This window comes from Sphaerospermopsis sp. LEGE 08334 (assembly GCF_015207205.1).
Classification (GTDB): domain Bacteria; phylum Cyanobacteriota; class Cyanobacteriia; order Cyanobacteriales; family Nostocaceae; genus Sphaerospermopsis.
On sequence record NZ_JADEXH010000007.1, the window covers coordinates 57,515 to 75,334 of the forward strand.

General features: G+C 37.2%; 18 protein-coding genes and 2 pseudogenes. 9 read left to right on the forward strand and 11 right to left on the reverse strand.

All coding sequences use genetic code 11. The features are described from left to right. Positions 1-121: 121 nt before the first annotated feature. A complete protein-coding gene (locus tag IQ237_RS05640; protein ID WP_194053182.1) occupies positions 122-1,768 on the forward strand; it encodes an ABC transporter ATP-binding protein in 1,647 nt (548 codons plus the stop codon). A gap of 81 nt (positions 1,769-1,849) precedes the next feature. Continuing rightward, on the forward strand, positions 1,850-2,569 hold the full coding sequence (locus IQ237_RS05645; RefSeq protein WP_194053183.1) for a class I SAM-dependent methyltransferase: 720 nt from the start codon (positions 1,850-1,852) through the stop codon (positions 2,567-2,569). 58 nt (positions 2,570-2,627) lie between these two features. On the opposite strand, the pseudogene blaOXA reads toward IQ237_RS05645, so the two are convergent. After that, a pseudogene (gene blaOXA, locus IQ237_RS05650) lies at positions 2,628-3,425 on the reverse strand (class D beta-lactamase). 396 nt (positions 3,426-3,821) lie between these two features. On the opposite strand from blaOXA, the gene IQ237_RS05655 reads away from it, so the two are divergent. Next, a complete protein-coding gene (locus tag IQ237_RS05655) occupies positions 3,822-4,319 on the forward strand; it encodes a GNAT family N-acetyltransferase (RefSeq protein WP_194053184.1) in 498 nt (165 codons plus the stop codon). A gap of 110 nt (positions 4,320-4,429) precedes the next feature. Here IQ237_RS05655 and IQ237_RS05660 read toward each other — a convergent pair whose 3' ends face one another. Then, positions 4,430-4,861 carry a hypothetical protein gene (locus IQ237_RS05660; protein WP_193943752.1) on the reverse strand — a complete coding sequence of 144 codons (432 nt, stop codon included), beginning with the start codon at positions 4,859-4,861 and terminating at the stop codon, positions 4,430-4,432. A gap of 111 nt (positions 4,862-4,972) precedes the next feature. Here IQ237_RS05660 and pyrE point away from each other — a divergent pair, with 111 nt between their 5' ends. Both pyrE and IQ237_RS05670 read left to right on the forward strand, forming a co-directional pair. Then, on the forward strand, positions 4,973-5,587 hold the full coding sequence (gene pyrE, locus IQ237_RS05665; protein WP_194053185.1) for an orotate phosphoribosyltransferase: 615 nt from the start codon (positions 4,973-4,975) through the stop codon (positions 5,585-5,587). 221 nt (positions 5,588-5,808) lie between these two features. Continuing rightward, on the forward strand, positions 5,809-6,525 hold the full coding sequence (locus IQ237_RS05670; protein WP_304944940.1) for a pirin family protein: 717 nt from the start codon (positions 5,809-5,811) through the stop codon (positions 6,523-6,525). Positions 6,526-6,878: 353 nt separating this feature from the next. Here IQ237_RS05670 and IQ237_RS05675 read toward each other — a convergent pair whose 3' ends face one another. From IQ237_RS05675 to petB, 3 genes are all read right to left on the reverse strand, one after another. Next, positions 6,879-7,322: an anti-sigma regulatory factor gene (locus tag IQ237_RS05675; RefSeq protein WP_194053186.1), complete on the reverse strand. Its 444-nt coding sequence runs from the start codon at positions 7,320-7,322 to the stop codon at positions 6,879-6,881. Positions 7,323-7,714: 392 nt separating this feature from the next. Next, positions 7,715-8,197 (reverse strand): cytochrome b6-f complex subunit IV, encoded by a 483-nt coding sequence (gene petD / locus IQ237_RS05680; protein WP_194053187.1) that lies wholly within the window; start codon positions 8,195-8,197, stop codon positions 7,715-7,717. A gap of 258 nt (positions 8,198-8,455) precedes the next feature. Continuing rightward, a complete protein-coding gene (gene petB, locus IQ237_RS05685; protein ID WP_096568852.1) occupies positions 8,456-9,103 on the reverse strand; it encodes a cytochrome b6 in 648 nt (215 codons plus the stop codon). A gap of 351 nt (positions 9,104-9,454) precedes the next feature. Here petB and ctpA point away from each other — a divergent pair, with 351 nt between their 5' ends. Next, positions 9,455-10,708 carry a carboxyl-terminal processing protease CtpA gene (gene ctpA / locus IQ237_RS05690; RefSeq protein ID WP_194053310.1) on the forward strand — a complete coding sequence of 418 codons (1,254 nt, stop codon included), beginning with the start codon at positions 9,455-9,457 and terminating at the stop codon, positions 10,706-10,708. A gap of 115 nt (positions 10,709-10,823) precedes the next feature. Here the strand turns inward: ctpA and IQ237_RS05695 are convergent, their stop codons facing one another. Continuing rightward, a complete protein-coding gene (locus IQ237_RS05695; protein ID WP_194053189.1) occupies positions 10,824-11,585 on the reverse strand; it encodes an MBL fold metallo-hydrolase in 762 nt (253 codons plus the stop codon). A gap of 245 nt (positions 11,586-11,830) precedes the next feature. On the opposite strand from IQ237_RS05695, the gene IQ237_RS05700 reads away from it, so the two are divergent. The 3 genes from IQ237_RS05700 to IQ237_RS05710 all read left to right on the forward strand — a co-directional run bounded on the left by IQ237_RS05700 (position 11,831) and on the right by IQ237_RS05710 (position 14,769). After that, positions 11,831-13,312 carry a site-2 protease family protein gene (locus IQ237_RS05700; RefSeq protein WP_194053191.1) on the forward strand — a complete coding sequence of 494 codons (1,482 nt, stop codon included), beginning with the start codon at positions 11,831-11,833 and terminating at the stop codon, positions 13,310-13,312. 157 nt (positions 13,313-13,469) lie between these two features. Next, positions 13,470-13,853 (forward strand): DUF1636 domain-containing protein, encoded by a 384-nt coding sequence (locus IQ237_RS05705; RefSeq protein ID WP_194053193.1) that lies wholly within the window; start codon positions 13,470-13,472, stop codon positions 13,851-13,853. A gap of 139 nt (positions 13,854-13,992) precedes the next feature. Further along, the gene (locus IQ237_RS05710; protein ID WP_194053195.1) at positions 13,993-14,769 is read left to right on the forward strand and encodes a cobalt-precorrin-6A reductase; all 777 of its coding nucleotides are present in this window, start codon (positions 13,993-13,995) and stop codon (positions 14,767-14,769) included. A 422-nt stretch (positions 14,770-15,191) separates the two neighbouring features. Here IQ237_RS05710 and IQ237_RS26630 read toward each other — a convergent pair whose 3' ends face one another. The 5 genes and pseudogenes from IQ237_RS26630 to IQ237_RS05730 all read right to left on the reverse strand — a co-directional run bounded on the left by IQ237_RS26630 (position 15,192) and on the right by IQ237_RS05730 (position 17,601). Further along, complete coding sequence (locus IQ237_RS26630) at positions 15,192-15,497, reverse strand: helix-turn-helix transcriptional regulator (protein ID WP_309225678.1); 306 nt, start codon at positions 15,495-15,497, stop codon at positions 15,192-15,194. A gap of 6 nt (positions 15,498-15,503) precedes the next feature. Beyond that, a pseudogene (locus tag IQ237_RS26635) lies at positions 15,504-15,710 on the reverse strand (UPF0175 family protein); the annotation flags it as partial. 72 nt (positions 15,711-15,782) lie between these two features. Next, entirely contained in the window at positions 15,783-16,190 is a 408-nt protein-coding gene (locus tag IQ237_RS05720; RefSeq protein WP_194053199.1) for a DUF6575 domain-containing protein, read from the reverse strand. Between the two features lie 15 nt (positions 16,191-16,205). After that, positions 16,206-16,607 carry a hypothetical protein gene (locus IQ237_RS05725; RefSeq protein ID WP_194053201.1) on the reverse strand — a complete coding sequence of 134 codons (402 nt, stop codon included), beginning with the start codon at positions 16,605-16,607 and terminating at the stop codon, positions 16,206-16,208. Between the two features lie 253 nt (positions 16,608-16,860). Then, positions 16,861-17,601: a PspA/IM30 family protein gene (locus IQ237_RS05730; protein WP_194053203.1), complete on the reverse strand. Its 741-nt coding sequence runs from the start codon at positions 17,599-17,601 to the stop codon at positions 16,861-16,863. Positions 17,602-17,820: the final 219 nt, after the last annotated feature.

Here is a 17,820-nt window from a genome sequence, read left to right on the forward strand (position 1 = left end):
GCGGGCATCTTGCCCGCTAGACTTATACAAATTAAATGCACAACAGCTTAGTCAGATAAAAGACGGTGGATCAGTAGACAATAAATAGACGATAATTAACTATAATTAACTATAATTAACTATGAGTGAAACCTTATTTAAGATTGAAAATCTCCGCGTAGCTTATCCCCAACGTGACGAAGAAGCAGTAATTTGGGCGGTTAATGATGTATCTTTTACACTTCAACCAGGTGAAAAAATAGGCTTGGTGGGTGAGTCTGGGTGCGGTAAATCTACTATTGGCAGGGCAATTATGCGTTTGTTACCTGCCTCTAGTCAAGTTGAAGGTAAGGTAATTTTTCGGGGAAATTCAGTATTAGATTTAACGCCTCTGCAAATGCGAAAGTTTCGCGGTGAAGCGGTAGCTTTGGTGTTTCAAGACCCCATGACAAGATTAGATCCTTTAATGACTATTGGTAATCATTGTTTAGAGACCTTAGCAGCGCATTCACCAGAATTAACTAAACAACAAGCGAAAGAAAAAGCTTTAGCAACTTTAGAAAAGGTGAAAATTCCTGCAAGTCGTTGGAGTCAGTACCCCCATGAATTTAGCGGTGGGATGCGTCAAAGAGTTGCTATTGCGTTAGCTTTACTGTTGAATCCTAAATTAATTGTCGCTGATGAACCTACAACTAGCTTAGATGTTACCGTTTCTGCTCAGATTTTACAAGAACTAACGCGATTGTGTGCAGAAGAAAATATGGGATTATTATTAATTTCCCATGATTTAGCAATGGTAGGGGAATATTGCGATCGCATTGGGGTCATGTACCAAGGTAAAATGGTAGAAACAGGGAAAACAGAAAATGTCTTTAAAAATCCTCAACATGAATACACCCAATCTTTATTAAAAGCAGCATTACATATTCAACAAGAAGAGGTAACAGGGAACAGGGAACAGGGAATAGTAATTAAAGAAAAACCAATTTTAAAACTTACAGAACTGCAAAAACATTATACCATAGAACCGAATTTTATTGAAAGAATATTTAAAGGTGAAGGACAACAAATTAAAGCTGTAGATGGTATTAATTTAGAATTATATCCAGGGGAAATATTAGGATTAGTGGGAGAATCTGGTTGTGGAAAAAGTACACTTTCTCGGACTATTTTACAATTAATTCCTGCCACTGCGGGAAAAGTGGAATTTTTAGGACAGGATTTAACTAAATTATCCCGTAAAGAAATTCGCGCTTCCCGCAGACAAATCCAAATGGTATTTCAAGATCCTCATGCTTGTTTAAATCCTGCTATGACAGTGGGACAAAGTATAGCAGATCCCCTATTAATTCACAATTTAGCTAATGCGGAAAAAGCTAAAGAAAAGGTTTTATGGATGTTAGAAAAAGTGGGTTTAACACCAGCAGAAATGTATTATCAACGTTATCCCTCAGATTTATCGGGAGGACAACAACAAAGGGTAGCCATTGCTAGAGCTTTAATTACCCAACCTAAACTGATAATATGTGATGAACCTGTGAGTATGTTAGATGCCAGTGTACAATCACAAGTTTTAGATTTAATGCTACAATTAAAAGATGAATTTGAGTTAACCTATTTATTTATTACCCATGATTTATGGTTAGCTCGTTTTTTGTGCGATCGCATAGCCGTTATGAATGGTGGTAAAATTGTAGAACTAGGAAATACAAAAGAAATTTTTGCTCATCCCCAACATCCCTACACAAAAACCCTTTTATCTGCTGCACCATTATTAGCCAGAGTGTAATGTTATGAGTCATTAAATTAGTAAAAGTCTCATATCTATACCCAATCACCAATCACCAATCACCAATCACCAAATTCAATAATGTCTAAAAATCAATCCGTAAATCCTTTTCAAAATAAAACATATTCCTTAGATAAATGGCAAGAGAGAATAGCACAAATCGCCTATCGTTTCAATAAAGAATATCAAAAAGAACCCTTTGAAGTACCTGAAGAAGTAGCAGAAATGCCCATTTATAAAGAATGGAAAAATGGCATTTTAGCTTATAAAATTGCTTCCCCATTTTGGGAAATTGCCCAACCGCAAAAAAACCAACGTTGTTTAGACATTGGTTGCGGAGTCAGCTTTTTAATCTATCCTTGGAGAGATTGGCAAGCATATTTTTATGGTCAAGAAATTAGTAATATAGCCAGAGATACACTAAATTCTCGTGGTTCACAACTAAATTCAAAACTCTTTAAAGGTGTAGAATTAGGAGCAGCACATCAATTAAACTATGATGCAGCACAATTTGATTTAGTTATAGCTACAGGATTTAGTTGTTATTTTCCCCTAGAATATTGGCAATCTGTTTTATCAGAAGTCAAAAGAGTATTAAAACCAGGTGGATATTTTGTATTTGATATTCTGAACTCAGAACAACCATTAGCGGAAGATTGGGCAGTTTTAGAAACCTATTTAGGTGCAGAAGTGTTTTTAGAGACTGTATCTGATTGGGAAAAAACAATTAAAAATGCAGGTGCGAAAATAGTTAAAAAGCAATTGGGAGAATTATTTGAATTATACAAAGTCAGATTTTAAAATTTCATTAAAATTTCATTAAAATTTAACCTATTCAACCTCTTGCTTTTTAACATTACTACAATAAACCTAAATCTTTAAAACTACTGCGTGTAATTTCAATTCGTGCAGGTAAATCTTCTCGTTTATTAACATCAATATTTGTAGCAAAAAAATAGACATTATCATTTTGTTCCAAATAACCAACAAATCACCCTATTTGTTGTTTACTCCTAGTTAACCAGCCCGTTTTAGCTCGCAGTGTATAATCTGGAGTTTTTTCCAGGATCATAATATCTTTGACAATATCCATTGTTCTTTGAGAAAAAGGTAAATTACCTTGATATAATCTTTGCAAAAAATTAACTTGTTCTTTAGGAGTGATTTTCAAAGGACCCTGCAACCAAAAACTATCAATATCTGTAGCAGTACCTATGTTACGGTTGCCATAACCCACTTTATTAATCCATTCCTGCATTCTCACATAACCAATTTTTCGGGCAAGAATTTGATAAAACCAAACAACTGAATATTTAAAACCTTGACGCAAATTTGTATCCTGATTCCAGCCAGCAAAATCTCGATTAATTCCATCCCAAGTCAAAACAGCTACATCATCAGCAATCACACCAGTTTCTAAAGCAGTCAAAGCATTAAAAATTTTAAAAGTTGAAGCTGGAGTAAAAGCAGTAACATTGCGTTGAGGATTATGTTCATAAGTTCGGTTATTTTTCGCATCATAAATTATGATCGATCCTACAACACCAAACTTGTGGAAATGTCGCCCTAAATCTGGGACTTTAGTATTTCCTTTTACTAAAGATTCAGAAGCATTGGCAGTAGGTTGAGCATGGACATATCTTGGACTCAAACTCATGATAATTATGAATGTGAAAACAAAACTGAGCGATTGCGCGGAGCGCAACACCAGAGGCGACAAACAAGTACCAAACAAAATAGTTTCTCCTTAAAAATAAATACCTGATTATTACAGCAGTTTCCGTTATTATGAGGTACAGATATTAATGATAAAACTCTTGTGGGGTGGGCATACTTCGACATAGTTCGACTGCGCTCACTAACCGCTCAGTACAAGTCTTGCCCGCCCATAGTGTACCTCATGTAGATGGAAAGTGCTGTAAGTTTTTAGTTAAATAAACTATCTAATGATGAAACAATAAATCTTGATTAAAAATGCTCATAAATTTTGCGGTGACAGTGTATGATTTGTGAAGATTGTACCGATAATTTGAATTTTGCCTAAAAAGCCGCAATGATTATTCGCCATGCCACAGAAACAGACTTACCAGAAATTGTAGCCATTTATAACGCTGCTGTTCCCACACGCATGGCCACAGCCGATTTAGAACCCGTAACCGTAGAAAGTCGCATTGCCTGGTTTCAGGGAAGAGTACCTTCACAACGTCCCCTGTGGGTAGTAGAAATAGATGGGATGATTGCCGGATGGCTGAGTTTTCAATCCTTTTATGGTAGACCAGCTTACCATTCCACCGCCGAAATTAGTATTTACATTTCCCCAAACTTTCAAAAACGTGGTTTAGGAAAGTTACTTTTAGAAAAAGCAATTAATGAAAGTCCAAGTTTGGGGTTAAAAACTTTAGTTAGTTTTATTTTTGCTCACAATCAACCTAGTTTAAAACTATTTGCTAAATTTGGTTTTCAAAACTGGGGATATTTACCCAAAATTGCCGATTTAGCTGGCGTAGAAAGAGATTTAATTATTATGGGTTTAAGAGTTGGGGAAAAGTGAAATAGGTGACTGGTGACTGGTAATTGGTGACTGGGGACAGGAGGAGAATATTCATTTTTGTCTATTCCCTATTCCCTGTTCCCTGTTCCCTGTTCCCTGTTCCCTAATAATTAACGAGACGTTAAACTATCAAAGCGATATTCAGTACCAACCCTGAGTCTATTAGCATTGTACTCAGGAGACATCAACAGCGAAGAATTGTAAGGATTGGGTAAATCAGGGGTACGAAGATAAGGATCATTCTGTGCTTGCTGCATGAGAACATCATGATACACAATGTTAACTAACTGACCATCTTTAGCGATTTCATTATCAGGAAAAGTAGTTCCGAACTTACCCCCAGGACCTAATAAAGAATCTACCTGACGCTGTAAACTGCCATTGTCATAAAAATTAGGATTATTGCGAAAATAAGCTCTATCGAAAGCATTGCTGGTTGATTCATAATTTTCTGTTTGCATCTCGGCAACTGCAACTACAGGAAATGTAGTAGTAGCAAGTAGTACCATCAATCCACCCAATCCAGGCAAATTTATACTCATGTTTACAACTCCTCAATTTTTAGGCAAACTTGGGCAACTCTTAATTTATGCTTAATTTCAGAACTTTCATTAGTTCAACCTTTGGTGTAGCACAACTTTTAACGGTTTGTAATGTCGTATTCTACTGAAACATCCAACCCATCGGATATTTGGGCAACCACTACTGATTTAACTACCCTGCGTCAGAAGTTACTAAATTTATTTTGCCAACTTGCTTATCAAGAAGGTGATTTTGTTCTTTCCTCTGGACAAAGTAGTTCTTACTATATTAATGGTAAACAGGTTACACTGCACCCCCAAGGAGCTTTAGCTATAGGTAGGTTGATATTACATATTCTACCAGTAGATACACAGGCTGTCGCCGGTTTAACTCTGGGTGCTGACCCTATTGTTTCCGCTGTCAGTTTGGTTTCTGTCTATGAAAATCGCCCCATACCAGCGTTAATTATTCGCAAAGAAGCTAAGGGTCATGGTACAATGGCTTACATTGAAGGTCCTACTTTACCAGCAGGTGCAAAAGTTGTAGTCCTGGAAGATGTAGTGACAACTGGCCAATCTGCACTGAAAGCAGTTGAACGTTTACAAGCAGCAGGTTATACCGTTGATAGGGTAATTTCTTTGATCGACAGACTTCAAGGAGGCGCAGAATTATATAAGTCTGCTGGTTTACAGTTTGATGCGCTCTTTTCTATTCGGGATTTGCAAGAACGCTATCAGCAAATATAGGGGACTGGGGACTGGTGACTGGTGACTGGTGACTGGTGACTGGTGACTGGTGACTGGGGACTGGTGACTGGTGACTGGGGACTGGTGACTGGTGACTGGGGAGAATAAGATATTACTTCTTACCTCCTGACTCCTTGTTCGCGCAGCGTGGCGAAGCCATTCTCCTGACTCCTGACTCCTGACTCCTTGATCTCTTGACTCCTATTTTAAGAGGTGAAATGATGTCTCAAAATACCATTAACTACATGATTCATAAAGCCAATTTACGGGGTCATAGTAAAATTGATTGGTTGGATAGTTATCATACATTTTCCTTCAGTCATTTTTATGATCCCAACCGTATGGGATTCCGTTCCCTCAGAGTCATTAATGATGACTGTGTAGCCCCTGGTGCTGGTTTCCCTGCCCACGGACATCGAGATATGGAAATATTCACCTATGTTTTATCAGGTGCTGTAGAACATAAAGATAGTCTGGGTACTGGTTCGGTGATTCGTCCTGGTGATGCTCAAATTATGAGTGCTGGTACAGGAATAATGCACAGTGAATTTAATCATTCCCAAACTGAAGAATTACACCTGCTGCAAATATGGATTTTGCCAGACCAACAAGGTTTAAAACCCAGGTATGAACAAAAAGCTTTTTCTATAGAAGATAAACGTGGAAAACTACGGTTAATTGGTTCTCAATACGGTCGTGATGGATCTATCACTATTCATCAAGATATAGATGTATATTCCTCTATTTTAGAGCAGGGTGATGTTGTTAATTATCATGTCCAGCCTCATCGTTACGCTTGGTTACAAATAGCCACAGGTGAAGCAATATTTAATGGTCAGCAACTCCAAGCAGGTGATGGAGTGCAAATTACTGGAGAGCAGAAAATAGAACTGAGTACAAATCAGAACGCGGAAATTTTACTTTTTGACTTGGCTTAAATCGGGCTTGCTGATAGCGGAGCGTGGCGTAAGCCATATAAATGTAAAACCCAGATATAACAAAGGTTACAGGTGGTCAGTGGGCTTGCGGTAACAGAGCTTGCCGAAGTGTCGAAGTGTCGAACTGCTGATCAAGAGGAAAAAAGTGCAAGGGTTTTCAAGGGTATACATGAAAAAGTGTGCATTTTTTGGGATTTCGAGAGATAGCAAAGAAATTTTCCAACCTCCTCCTGACTCCTGACTCCTGACTCCTGACTCCTGACTCCTGACTCCTATTCCCTCATGAAAGGACTTTCAAAAGCATTCCCTAAATAGAAAATTATTAACGGACTGGGGATTTTTTCTTAAATTAATTAATGTTGTCCTTCTAGAAGGTATTTAACAATTAATAAACAATTTCTATTCTCAGAATCACGTTCATAAACAACATGATCTGCTACACGCCGAATGAGAAACCATCCATATCCATGATCTTGTAAAGTACCTGGTTTTGGTTCAGGTATCTGATCAGGATCAAAAGGCTTGCCGTAATCCCAAATTCTTATTTCCAGTCTGTCTACCCACAGACTCAATTCAATTTCTATATTTGTTTCTGGCGGTAAAGTCCGATGAGCATGACGAACTGCATTAGTAAAGCCTTCTGCTAATGCTAAATTGAGACGATAGAGTTGGCTTTCTGACCAACCTCTTTGAGCTAAATATTGCAGAGAAAAGTTTTCAAACCATTGTTGCACTTGGTTTTGGAGCTTCAGATCGCTCTTCACCGTCAGATGGTCTTGCTGCACTGTAGTAAGCATTGACCGTGACTAGAATATTAAGTAAGTAAAAAACGTAACTTGTGTTTGTTTTTTGGTGGTTTTAGATTTTGGAATAGCTTTTATGGCAGTTAGCAGTTAGCTGTTTCAAAATCTTGTTTGAACCAAGATCCCAGAATTTAAAATATTCCTAGTTACTCTGGCAACTGCTATATTTTTATATTTTACACCCAAAACTAAAAATCCGGTCTTCAAAATAGACCTATGAAAATTGACACCTGTGAGTTTTCAAAAGCATATTCACTAGAAGAATGAGAGCTAATGGGCTGTATATTCCTTGCGGCCAGTCTTTAGACTCATAACTTCGGTATATGCTCTTGAAACTCACAGGTGTCACAGCACTTTATGGAAACTAAAAATTAGTGGCAACTAATTTAGAACAGTCCCAAAGTTAGAGATTTGTCTAAGGGTAATGCAGCACCAATACCTAACCAGATGGTGACAAAAGTACCAAACAAGAATACTGTTGTCGCTACTGGACGACGGAAGGGGTTTTGGAACTTGTTAACGTTCTCAATAAAGGGAACGAGGATCAATCCCAAGGGTACGGAAGCCATTGCCAATACTCCCAACAGTTTGTTAGGTAGTGAGCGAAGAATCTGGAACACTGGGAACAGATACCACTCTGGCAAAATTTCCAAAGGTGTAGCAAAAGGATTTGCTGGTTCACCCACCATTGCAGGGTCTAGGATAGCTAGAGCCACAATACAAGCGAATGAACCCATGATCACGATGGGAAACACATACAGCAAGTCGTTAGGCCAAGCTGGTTCGCCATAGTAGTTATGACCCATACCTTTGGCGAGTTTAGCTCTTAAAGCTGGATCGTTTAGATTTGGTGGTTTATGTGTGGACATTTTTAGATCTGGTCTCCTGCTTAAGTGAAGTTAAAGCATTCGTGTAAGCTATCAGCTATTTAGGCAAGCCACAAATTTATTATGACACTGGATTCAGCTTTGCCAGTTGAAGCAAGTGTTAATTGTGTTTACAGCTTACGGTTTCAGTGAATAGTGCTTGTTTTTATTCTGAGGCTATGTGCCTTCAGTTTAAAACAAACAACTTGCATCTGGAAACTGTTTTACCTATTCACTGAATCACTACTGACTAACTTTTGATTACAATGGTCCAGAAATACCTTGTTTGCGGATCATTAAGAAGTGGAAAAGCATGAATACCGCAATTAACCAAGGTAATACGAATGTGTGGGCGCTATAGTAGCGGGTTAATGTTGCTTGACCAACGCTAGAACCACCACGTAGTAAGTCAGAAATCAAAACACCAACTACGGGGATTGCTTCTGGTACACCACTAACGATTTTCACCGCCCAGTAACCAACTTGGTCCCAAGGTAAGGAGTAACCAGTTACACCAAAGGAGACTGTAATGACTGCCAGGATGACACCACTTACCCAGGTCAATTCGCGGGGTTTTTTGAAACCACCAGTCAAATAAACTCGGAAAACGTGGAGAATCATCATTAATACCATCATGCTGGCAGACCAGCGGTGAATGGAGCGAATTAGCCAACCAAAGTTGACTTCATTCATGATGTACTGCACTGAAGAAAATGCTTCTGCGACTGTGGGCTTGTAGTAGAATGTCATCGCAAACCCAGTGGCAAACTGAATCAGGAAGCAAACTAGGGTAATTCCACCCAAGCAGTAAAAGATATTAACGTGGGGAGGTACGTACTTGCTGGTTACATCTTCAGCAATAGCTTGAAGTTCTAAACGTTCTTCAAACCAATCATAAACGCTGGCCATACAATCTCAAGTTCCTACAAATTGCTTGTGGTTGATAAATATCCCAAGATTAATTTTGTTTGGGATGTTCACAAAGAGAATCTTTGTTACAGAATTATTAAGTTTTTCAGAAACTTAACATTCTGTAAATATGGAATATATTGCGATCCCTTTGCAAGCCAACGTGAAAAATGTTGGTTACAAAGAGATTTTATCGTTTTTGAGGTGAATTTGCTTCTCTAGAGTTGCTTAACAACTTGATGAGAAAATGCACCTCTTCTATAAAAAAAGTAACATAATTTAGAGATATATTTCATCAGCAACGTCCCAAATGGAGATTGATAAGTGATTTGGGTAAAGATACAAGGTAAGATGGGCTTCATGAATAAACAGGTTTTTCGGTGCGGATTTTCCTTGCTTTTAGCTTTTGGATTGGCTTTTGGCTTGACTTTTGGCTCAATTCCACCAGCAAATGCTCTAACTCAACAGCAAAAGTTAGTTTCTGAAGTTTGGCGAATTGTTAACCGATCTTATTTGGATGAAACATTTAATCATCAAAATTGGACAGAGGTACGACAAAAAGCTTTTAAGAGTCCGCTGGGAAATGACCAAGAAGCATACAAAGTAATTCAAAATATGCTCAAAAGCTTGGATGACCCTTTTACCAGGTTTCTAGACCCAGAGCAGTACCGCAGTTTACAGGTGAATACTTCTGGAGAATTGACAGGTGTGGGTTTACAAATTGCCCTCAATCCCCAGACAGGTATTTTAGAGGTAATTACACCTATAGAGGGGTCGCCGGCTGAAAAAGCAGGTTTAAGACCACGCGATCGCATTTTGCAGATTGAAGGAACATCCACAGCAAATCTGACTCTGGATGAAGCTGCGGCGCGGATGCGCGGACAGGCTGGTACTGTTGTTACTCTCTTAATTGGTAGAGAGGGAGAAGCAGATAAAGAAATTATACTGGTGCGCGATCGCATTGAACTGAATCCTGTAGTAGCCGATTTGCGTTTATCCCCCCAAGGAACACCCATTGGCTATATCCGCCTCACTCAATTTAATGCTAATGCACCAATGGAATTAGCACACGCTATTCATACTCTAAAACAAAAAAGCGCAGCAGCCTATATTCTAGATTTGCGAAATAATCCAGGGGGATTATTACAAGCGGGAATTGAAGTTGCTCGTCAGTGGTTAGATGAAGGCACAATAGTTTATACTGTCAATCGCCAAGGCATTCAAGGGGATTTTGAAGCTTATGGTCAAGCTTTGACAGAAGCTCCTTTAGTTATTTTGGTCAATCAAGGAACTGCAAGCGCGAGTGAAATTTTAGCTGGTGCTTTACAAGACAATGGACGCGCCCAGTTAGTAGGTGAAACTACTTTTGGCAAAGGGTTGATTCAGTCGTTATTTGAATTATCCGATGGTTCTGGTTTAGCAGTGACAATTGCTAAATATGAAACACCCAACCACCGGGATATTAACAAATTAGGTATTAAGCCGGACATAGTAATTCCCCAAGAACCAATCTCACGGGAGCAAATTGGCACAGCAGCAGATGGACAATATCAAGCAGCTATGGAACTGTTGAGCAAAAATTTGGTAGTAGCGGGTGATTGGTGATTGGTGATTGGTGATTGGTGATTGGTGATTGGTGATTGGGAAAAATACAAATAACTTCCCCCTGCTCCCTGTTCCTCTGCTTCTTCCCCAGTCCCCAGTCCCCAGTCCCCAGTCCCTAGTCACCAGTCACCAATTTCTGATAAGCTTGGTCGATGATGTGTTTACCTCGGAGGAAGCCGATATTAGCGCCGGGGCAAATGTATTGTAGAGTTTCTGGTGAAAAGCGATCGCGCAATGCTTGAACACTTTTAAGTTGTCTAGTCCAGTGAAAAGTTTTAGGTGTACGTAATGGCACAGGTTCACCTTGCAAGTTAGAGATTAAATGCCGTCCTGAAAATAAAACTCCTCCAAATTCACGATAATATAGACATGAAGAGCCTGGAGAATGGCCAGGTGTCCAGATAATTTGTGTGGTGTCATCAAGAGTCAATTCTTGAGAAAAGGTAGTAACAGTTAAACCAGGTAACAAATAAGCTTCTTGTTCTTGAATGATAATCTCACAATTAAGAACTTGTTGAATTTCTGCGGCTTTGCCAATAGCACCGCGATGAGTAATAAACAACGAACGCACACCACCCTGTTTAAAAGGATTACCCCCCTGGTTGTCCCAAAAATCATCCCCAAAATCATGATTAATTTGCTCCAGGGCTGGGCAGTCGATGAGAATATAACCTTCATTTCTTACAATAAGATAAGAAGTTCCCCCCAATATGTCTCTATTTGGTGGAAAGGCAATAATTTTGTTTATACCCAAGTCGGGAGATACTGACCCTGTTGCCATCGAAGAAGAGAGAATTTCTCCTTTGGGCATTTGTCCAGAAAGTATAATTTGTGGGGGCTTAATTTTATGACTTGGTTGTTGAGTTGAGGGAAACATAAATTAAAAAACCGATAAATAACCGATAAATAACCGAATAAATAGAGTTTTTACCTAAGTTCTATATTTAATAATCTACAGATTTATCAAACCTGACTACTAACTCCTTGAACTCCTGAACTCCTGAACTCCTTGAACTGTTCTATATTCAATAATCTACAGATTAATCAAACATTCTCACTCCTGACTCCTTGAACTCCTTGAACTCCTTGAACTCCTTGAAATCCTTGAACTCCTGAAATAAAATGGCATTTTGGTTTTTACTTTTACTGGGACTAGCTACTTATCTGATAGTGCAACGCAGCGTTGCTCATATCACACGCACTCCAGTGTGGTTGTTGTGGCTAGTATTAATGACACCAGCAATTATCCTCACTGGTTGGACGCTGATCTATGGTACACAACAATCACCCCCACCAGAATTGATTATTTGGCCGTTGCTTATCAGTTTGCTGTTATACTGGATATTATTTCTGTCGGGGCATAGAGTCCCAGAAAATACCCGGACTGACTCCCAAGATACAGGAACACAACCAGCAAATAATCCTACCGCAGAACCGTTACCAGTGCGTCCTATTGAACCAACAGAAGAAACTAATCTGCGAAATTGTTTCCCTTGGTCTGTATACTACATTCAAAATATTGAGTATAGACCCCAAGCGGTGATTTGTCGTGGACAGTTGCGAACAGCACCGCAGCAAGCTTATCAGCAAATTAAAACAAATATCGAAGGGCAATTTGGCGATCGCTTCCTGGTGATATTTCAAGAAGGGATAGATGGTAAACCGTTCTTTGTTCTAGTTCCCAATACTCAAGCTGCTAGACAAGATACCAAAAACCGCAATTTAGAAAATTTTACTCAAGCAGCAACAGCACTAGGATTGTTGTTAATGACTTTAGTGACAACCACCTTAATAGGTTCGCAAATTGCGGGAGTTGAACCAACACAAATCAAAACTGACTTCTCGCTCATTTTCAATGGTTTACCCTATGCTTTAGGGTTAATCACTATTTTGGGTATCCACGAACTTGGTCACTATTTTACAGCGCGATTTCATAAAATTCGCTCAACTCTGCCTTATTTTATTCCTGTACCATTTTTCCTGGGAACTTTTGGTGCATTTATTCAAATGCGAAGTCCCATTCCTAACCGCAAAGCTTTATTTGATGTGAGTATAGCAGGACCAATTGCCGGTTTTCTTGCTACTTTACCTTTACTGCTTTGGGGTTTAGCTAATTCAGAAGTAGTACCCATCAGCGACAAAACAGGACTTTTAAATCCCAATGCTTTAAATCCCAAATATTCAATTTTATTAGCTTTACTTTCAAAAATAGCCTTGGGTAGTGAATTAACAACCAAATCTGCTTTAGATTTGCATCCTGTAGCAGTTGCTGGATTTTTAGGTTTAATTGTCACAGCATTAAATTTAATGCCCGTAGGACAATTAGATGGTGGTCATATTGTTCATGCTATGTTTGGACAACGTACCGCTGTGGTAATTGGTCAAATTTCTCGGTTGTTTTTACTAATTCTTTCTTTTATCCGTCAAGAATTTTTGTTGTGGGCAATTCTGTTATTATTTATTCCCTTGGTTGACGAACCCGCATTAAATGATGTGACAGAATTAGACAACAAAAGAGATGTTTTAGGTTTACTGGCAATAGCTTTATTATTGTTAATTGTACTGCCACTTCCTGAAGCTTTGGCTCGTGTGTTGCAAATTTAAAAACAGGTAAACAATGGACAATTGATAATTGATAATTGACAATTGATAATTAATTTGGGTTAAAACCTCTCTTTTGAGGAAGAGGTAAATTGTCAATTGTTGAAGCTACCACTAATTGCAATATAATTAGAAATTGTGTGAATCTGCGAGGATAAGAATGACTGCTGATGTAACTGCTCATAGTTTATTTGTGTGTAAAACCTGCGCTAGTGTTTGGCAAGATGGTAAGCGTGTCGGTGAAAGTGGTGGTCAAAAACTGTTACAAGAAATTCAACAAGTCGCGCAAAATTGGCATTTACGGGATGAGTTCCCCATCAAAGAAGTTGAATGTATGAGTGCTTGTAGTCGTTCTTGTGTAGTTGCTTTTTCCGGTCAAGGTAAGTTAACTTATTTATTCGGTGATTTGCCAGTTGATGGTTGCGCGGAAGCAGTGTTGGAATGTGCAAGTAAATATTATAATCACCCCAATGGGGTTTTACCTTGGTCTGAACGTCCTGAACCTTTGAAAAACGGGATTTTGGCAAGAATTCCCAGTTTATAGGTGACAGGTGACAGGTGACAGGTGACAGTGCTAAAAGCTTTCCATTTTCGGATTTGTAGTTTTGGTTAATGTTCTAACGGACTTGTCTACGGTTATCAATCTAAAATCCAAAATCTAAAATCTAAAATCCAAAATTGCTATGTTGCGCGTTTTAATTCTCGGTGGTACTGGTGATGCAGCGGAATTAACTGCACGACTGAATAATATTACTGGGATTGAGGCGATCGCATCTTTAGCAGGTCGTACCCGTGACCCTGTTGCACCTGTTGGTAATGTTCGCGTTGGCGGTTTTGGTGGTGTGACGGGTTTGGTTGAATATTTAAGACATCAAAAAATAGATGTGTTAATTGATGCCACTCATCCCTTTGCTAATCATATCTCTTGGAATGCGGCCGCAGCAGCTACACAAGCGGGTATTCCTAGATTATTAGTAAACCGTCCCCCTTGGGAAAAACAACCGGGTGATATTTGGATTGAGGTAGAAAATAATACAGAAGCAGCAGCAGTTTTAAAAAATCAAGCGTTAGAAAATCAACATTTCAAACATCAAATAAAACGAGTTTTTTTAACCATTGGTAGACAAGAAATATCTGCATTTTCTCATTTACAGGAAATGTGGTTTTTAATGCGAATGATCGATCCACCAAATGCTGATGTGGTGATACCTCCTGGTTTAATGTTATTTGATAGAGGACCTTTTTCTTTAGATGATGAAAGGGAAATTTTAACTAAATATAATATAGATACTATTGTGAGTAAAAATAGCGGTGGAAATGCCACCTATCCTAAAATTATTGCAGCGCGAGAAATGGGAATAAAAGTAGTGATGGTAAAACGTCCACCTGTACCACCAGGAGAACAAGTTGGAGATGTAGAAAGTGCGGTAAAATGGTTGTTAGAGAAGGTGGGAAGTTGAGAAATTTCTGTTGCTATGATAATCAAAATTGATTCTAGTCTTCATAAACCCCAAAAAATCAAGGAGTTGTAGATACTGAAACTATTCGGTTAACTTGATTTCGGGAATTTAAAATCAAGTAAGTTTCTTGTAAGTAAATAGTTTCTCCATCATTATCAAAAGGATCACTATACAAGACAGTTCTATTTTTTAACCTTTCTGTTTTTGGGAAAGACTCACCATTATTAAAAGATTGTTTGGCAATATTTACAGCTTGTTGTGAACTGATACCAGAATTAAATTTAATATCTGTGAAAAAAGCGTAATCAATTCTTGAGCAAATGGATATTTATCAGCTTGCATTGGTTTGTATTGTTGATATCAATAAACATTCAATTAGATTAATTTTATCACAAATTTCAATAAAGATTTCCTTCCTAAAATTACTTAACAATAATCCGTGCATTATGACTAGATTTAGGTTTTACTATAATTTCTATATCACTATCAAAAGCATTGAGAAATTTAAACATTCTTTCTAAAGAAAAACCTGTTAATTTTCCTCTAATTAAAGCAGAAATTTTTGGTTGATCAATTCCTAATAATTCCGCAGCTTCAACTTGAGTTAATCCCCGTGCAGTAATAGCTTGACTAATTTTCCGAGCTAGTTCTGCTTTTACTAACATTTCATCAGGATTTGGTAATCCTAAATCAGCAAATATATTACCACTACTGGTTGTTATTTTGATATCTTGTTCAAAATCTTCTACACCATAATGAACTGGAATTTGATGACTTGCGAGTAAATGTTGAAATGCTATACGATTCATACCAGCAAAGCGACTAGCTTGAGCAAGAGTTAACTTTTCTTTTTGAAAAAGCATAATTGCAATTTCTCGTTTCATTTCCTCTTCATTCATGCGAGTTGTGGTTAATATTTCATCGGAAATGACTACACTCATATTTACTATCCTTTAAACTAACATTATTATAATTTATTTCACAGCTAAAGCTGAATAAACATAATGAATATTTCATATTTTAATTTTCTCCTTATTTTCTAGCGGAAAAGGTTGATCATTAAAATCAATCTTTTTTCCTGAGATGGGTAAACATTCATCATTGAGACTTTCACAAAATATAATTTCTACAACATCAGAATTATCATTCTCAGAAATTATAGCTTGATAAATAAAACCATCTTCTGATTTTTTAAAAGCATCATATAAATCAATATTACCAGAACGAATATTTTTTAATCTGCTTTTTGACATGGGAGAATAAAGCCAAGTTTTATGATCTGGTTTTTCATCTATCCAAACAGCTAAAAAAATCAGTCCTGAAGCATTTTGACAACTAAATAAACAGGGAAAATCATAATATTCATAGATTTCAATAATTTCTAGGTTTACTAGCGGTGGGTATTGTGGTAGTAAATTCATAGATAAACCTCACTTTTATTCAGGAGAACTAATATTAACAATTGTAAAACATTTCCAAGGTTCTTGATTAGCTGGAAACCACCAAGTATGATGATCATTACCTGTTTTTCTGGATGGTGTATTTAACATTACTCCTAAATCAGAATTTATATATCCTAATGCTACTTGTTTTTTGCGAAGTGCAGGGATTTTATTACGAGCATTACAAACCCCTGCTTCTGAGGTAAAAACAGAGAGTCCACAAGTTTGACATTCTGTGATGTTTTTAGGACAAGGTTGATCTATATTTTGTTCACGCCATGATCTAAAATCATCAGATACAGGAGGGTTATTATCTACGAGACGGTAAATATTGCCGGAAATTGGTTGAGCAGTTTCAGGAGGGCAATTTTCAGGAAAATGCTTAGGCCATTCCATATTCTATTATTTTAATTCATTTTCTATATGATATCATCACCGCCATGAAATGAATTTCATGGCTAATAGCAAAATTCAGCTAAAGCTGAATAAATATTGATATTTATTCAGTCTGTTTTAACAGACTTTTGCTATGAGACTGAGAATTAATTCTTAGTCGGGTTTGTGGGATAATGAAAAATGTATTTAAACATCAAAAAACCTTCGATAAATTACCTGTAATATTATTAATCGCTTGAATATCCCACCTAAGTTATAGTTGGTCTAGTTGACGTTTTAAACTTTCTAAATCACTATCAATATCCTCTAATTCAGTTATTGCTATTTGAGGTATTGCCCTTTTTTTAATATTGGTAAAATCAATATTTTCTTGAAAATATTTCGCTTCTGCTACTTTATTCGATAAAGCAAATAAACTCAGCTTTAAACAATTTGATAAAATTGTCTGTTGTTGTAACGTAATTTCTAAATTTTTCACCTTAGTTGCAAAAAACTTTTTACGCTTTAAAGCCTCTAATGCTAAATGATCATTACCTTTTTCCATAGCTAAAATAGTTCGATCTTGCCATTTTTTTACCTCCGCTTCAGCTTCCTCATACTTTTTTCTATTAACTTTTTCTATAGACATAGCTGAAACAGTAGCTTCACGTATATTTACTAATTCATCTTCCATATCTCTAATAGCTAAATCTAAAATTTCTGCTAGAGTAATTCCTTGTGAAATCAAATTATTTAAAATAGTAAATGCAAAGTTATAACTCGAAGCAATAGATACAGAATCTTGATCTTCGATGATCAATTTTATCGCTTCATATAATCCACTTCCATTCAAAGAACTACTAACACTTACCGGAACGTTTGTGACATCAAAGTTATTTCCTTCTATCACTGAAATCTCTGTAATTTCATCATATTTATAATAGTTAATCTGACTTTGTGAATAATTTATCTCAGATTTAATGAGTCTGTTAAGTCGGTTAAAAATTTGGCTCATAATTAGTTTGCTATTCCCTTAAAATCAAGAATATATTAATTTTAACAGTTAACCTGTCAATAATTGTCATGGTATATTCACTGAAGTATTAACTCATAAATAAAATTATCACTACAAGACAGTTTTACTTTTATTCACGTCCGTACATACAAAAACCCTATTACCCAAATCAAACAACCCACATCACAACCCCTAACGGTATCTTAATAAAAGCCATAT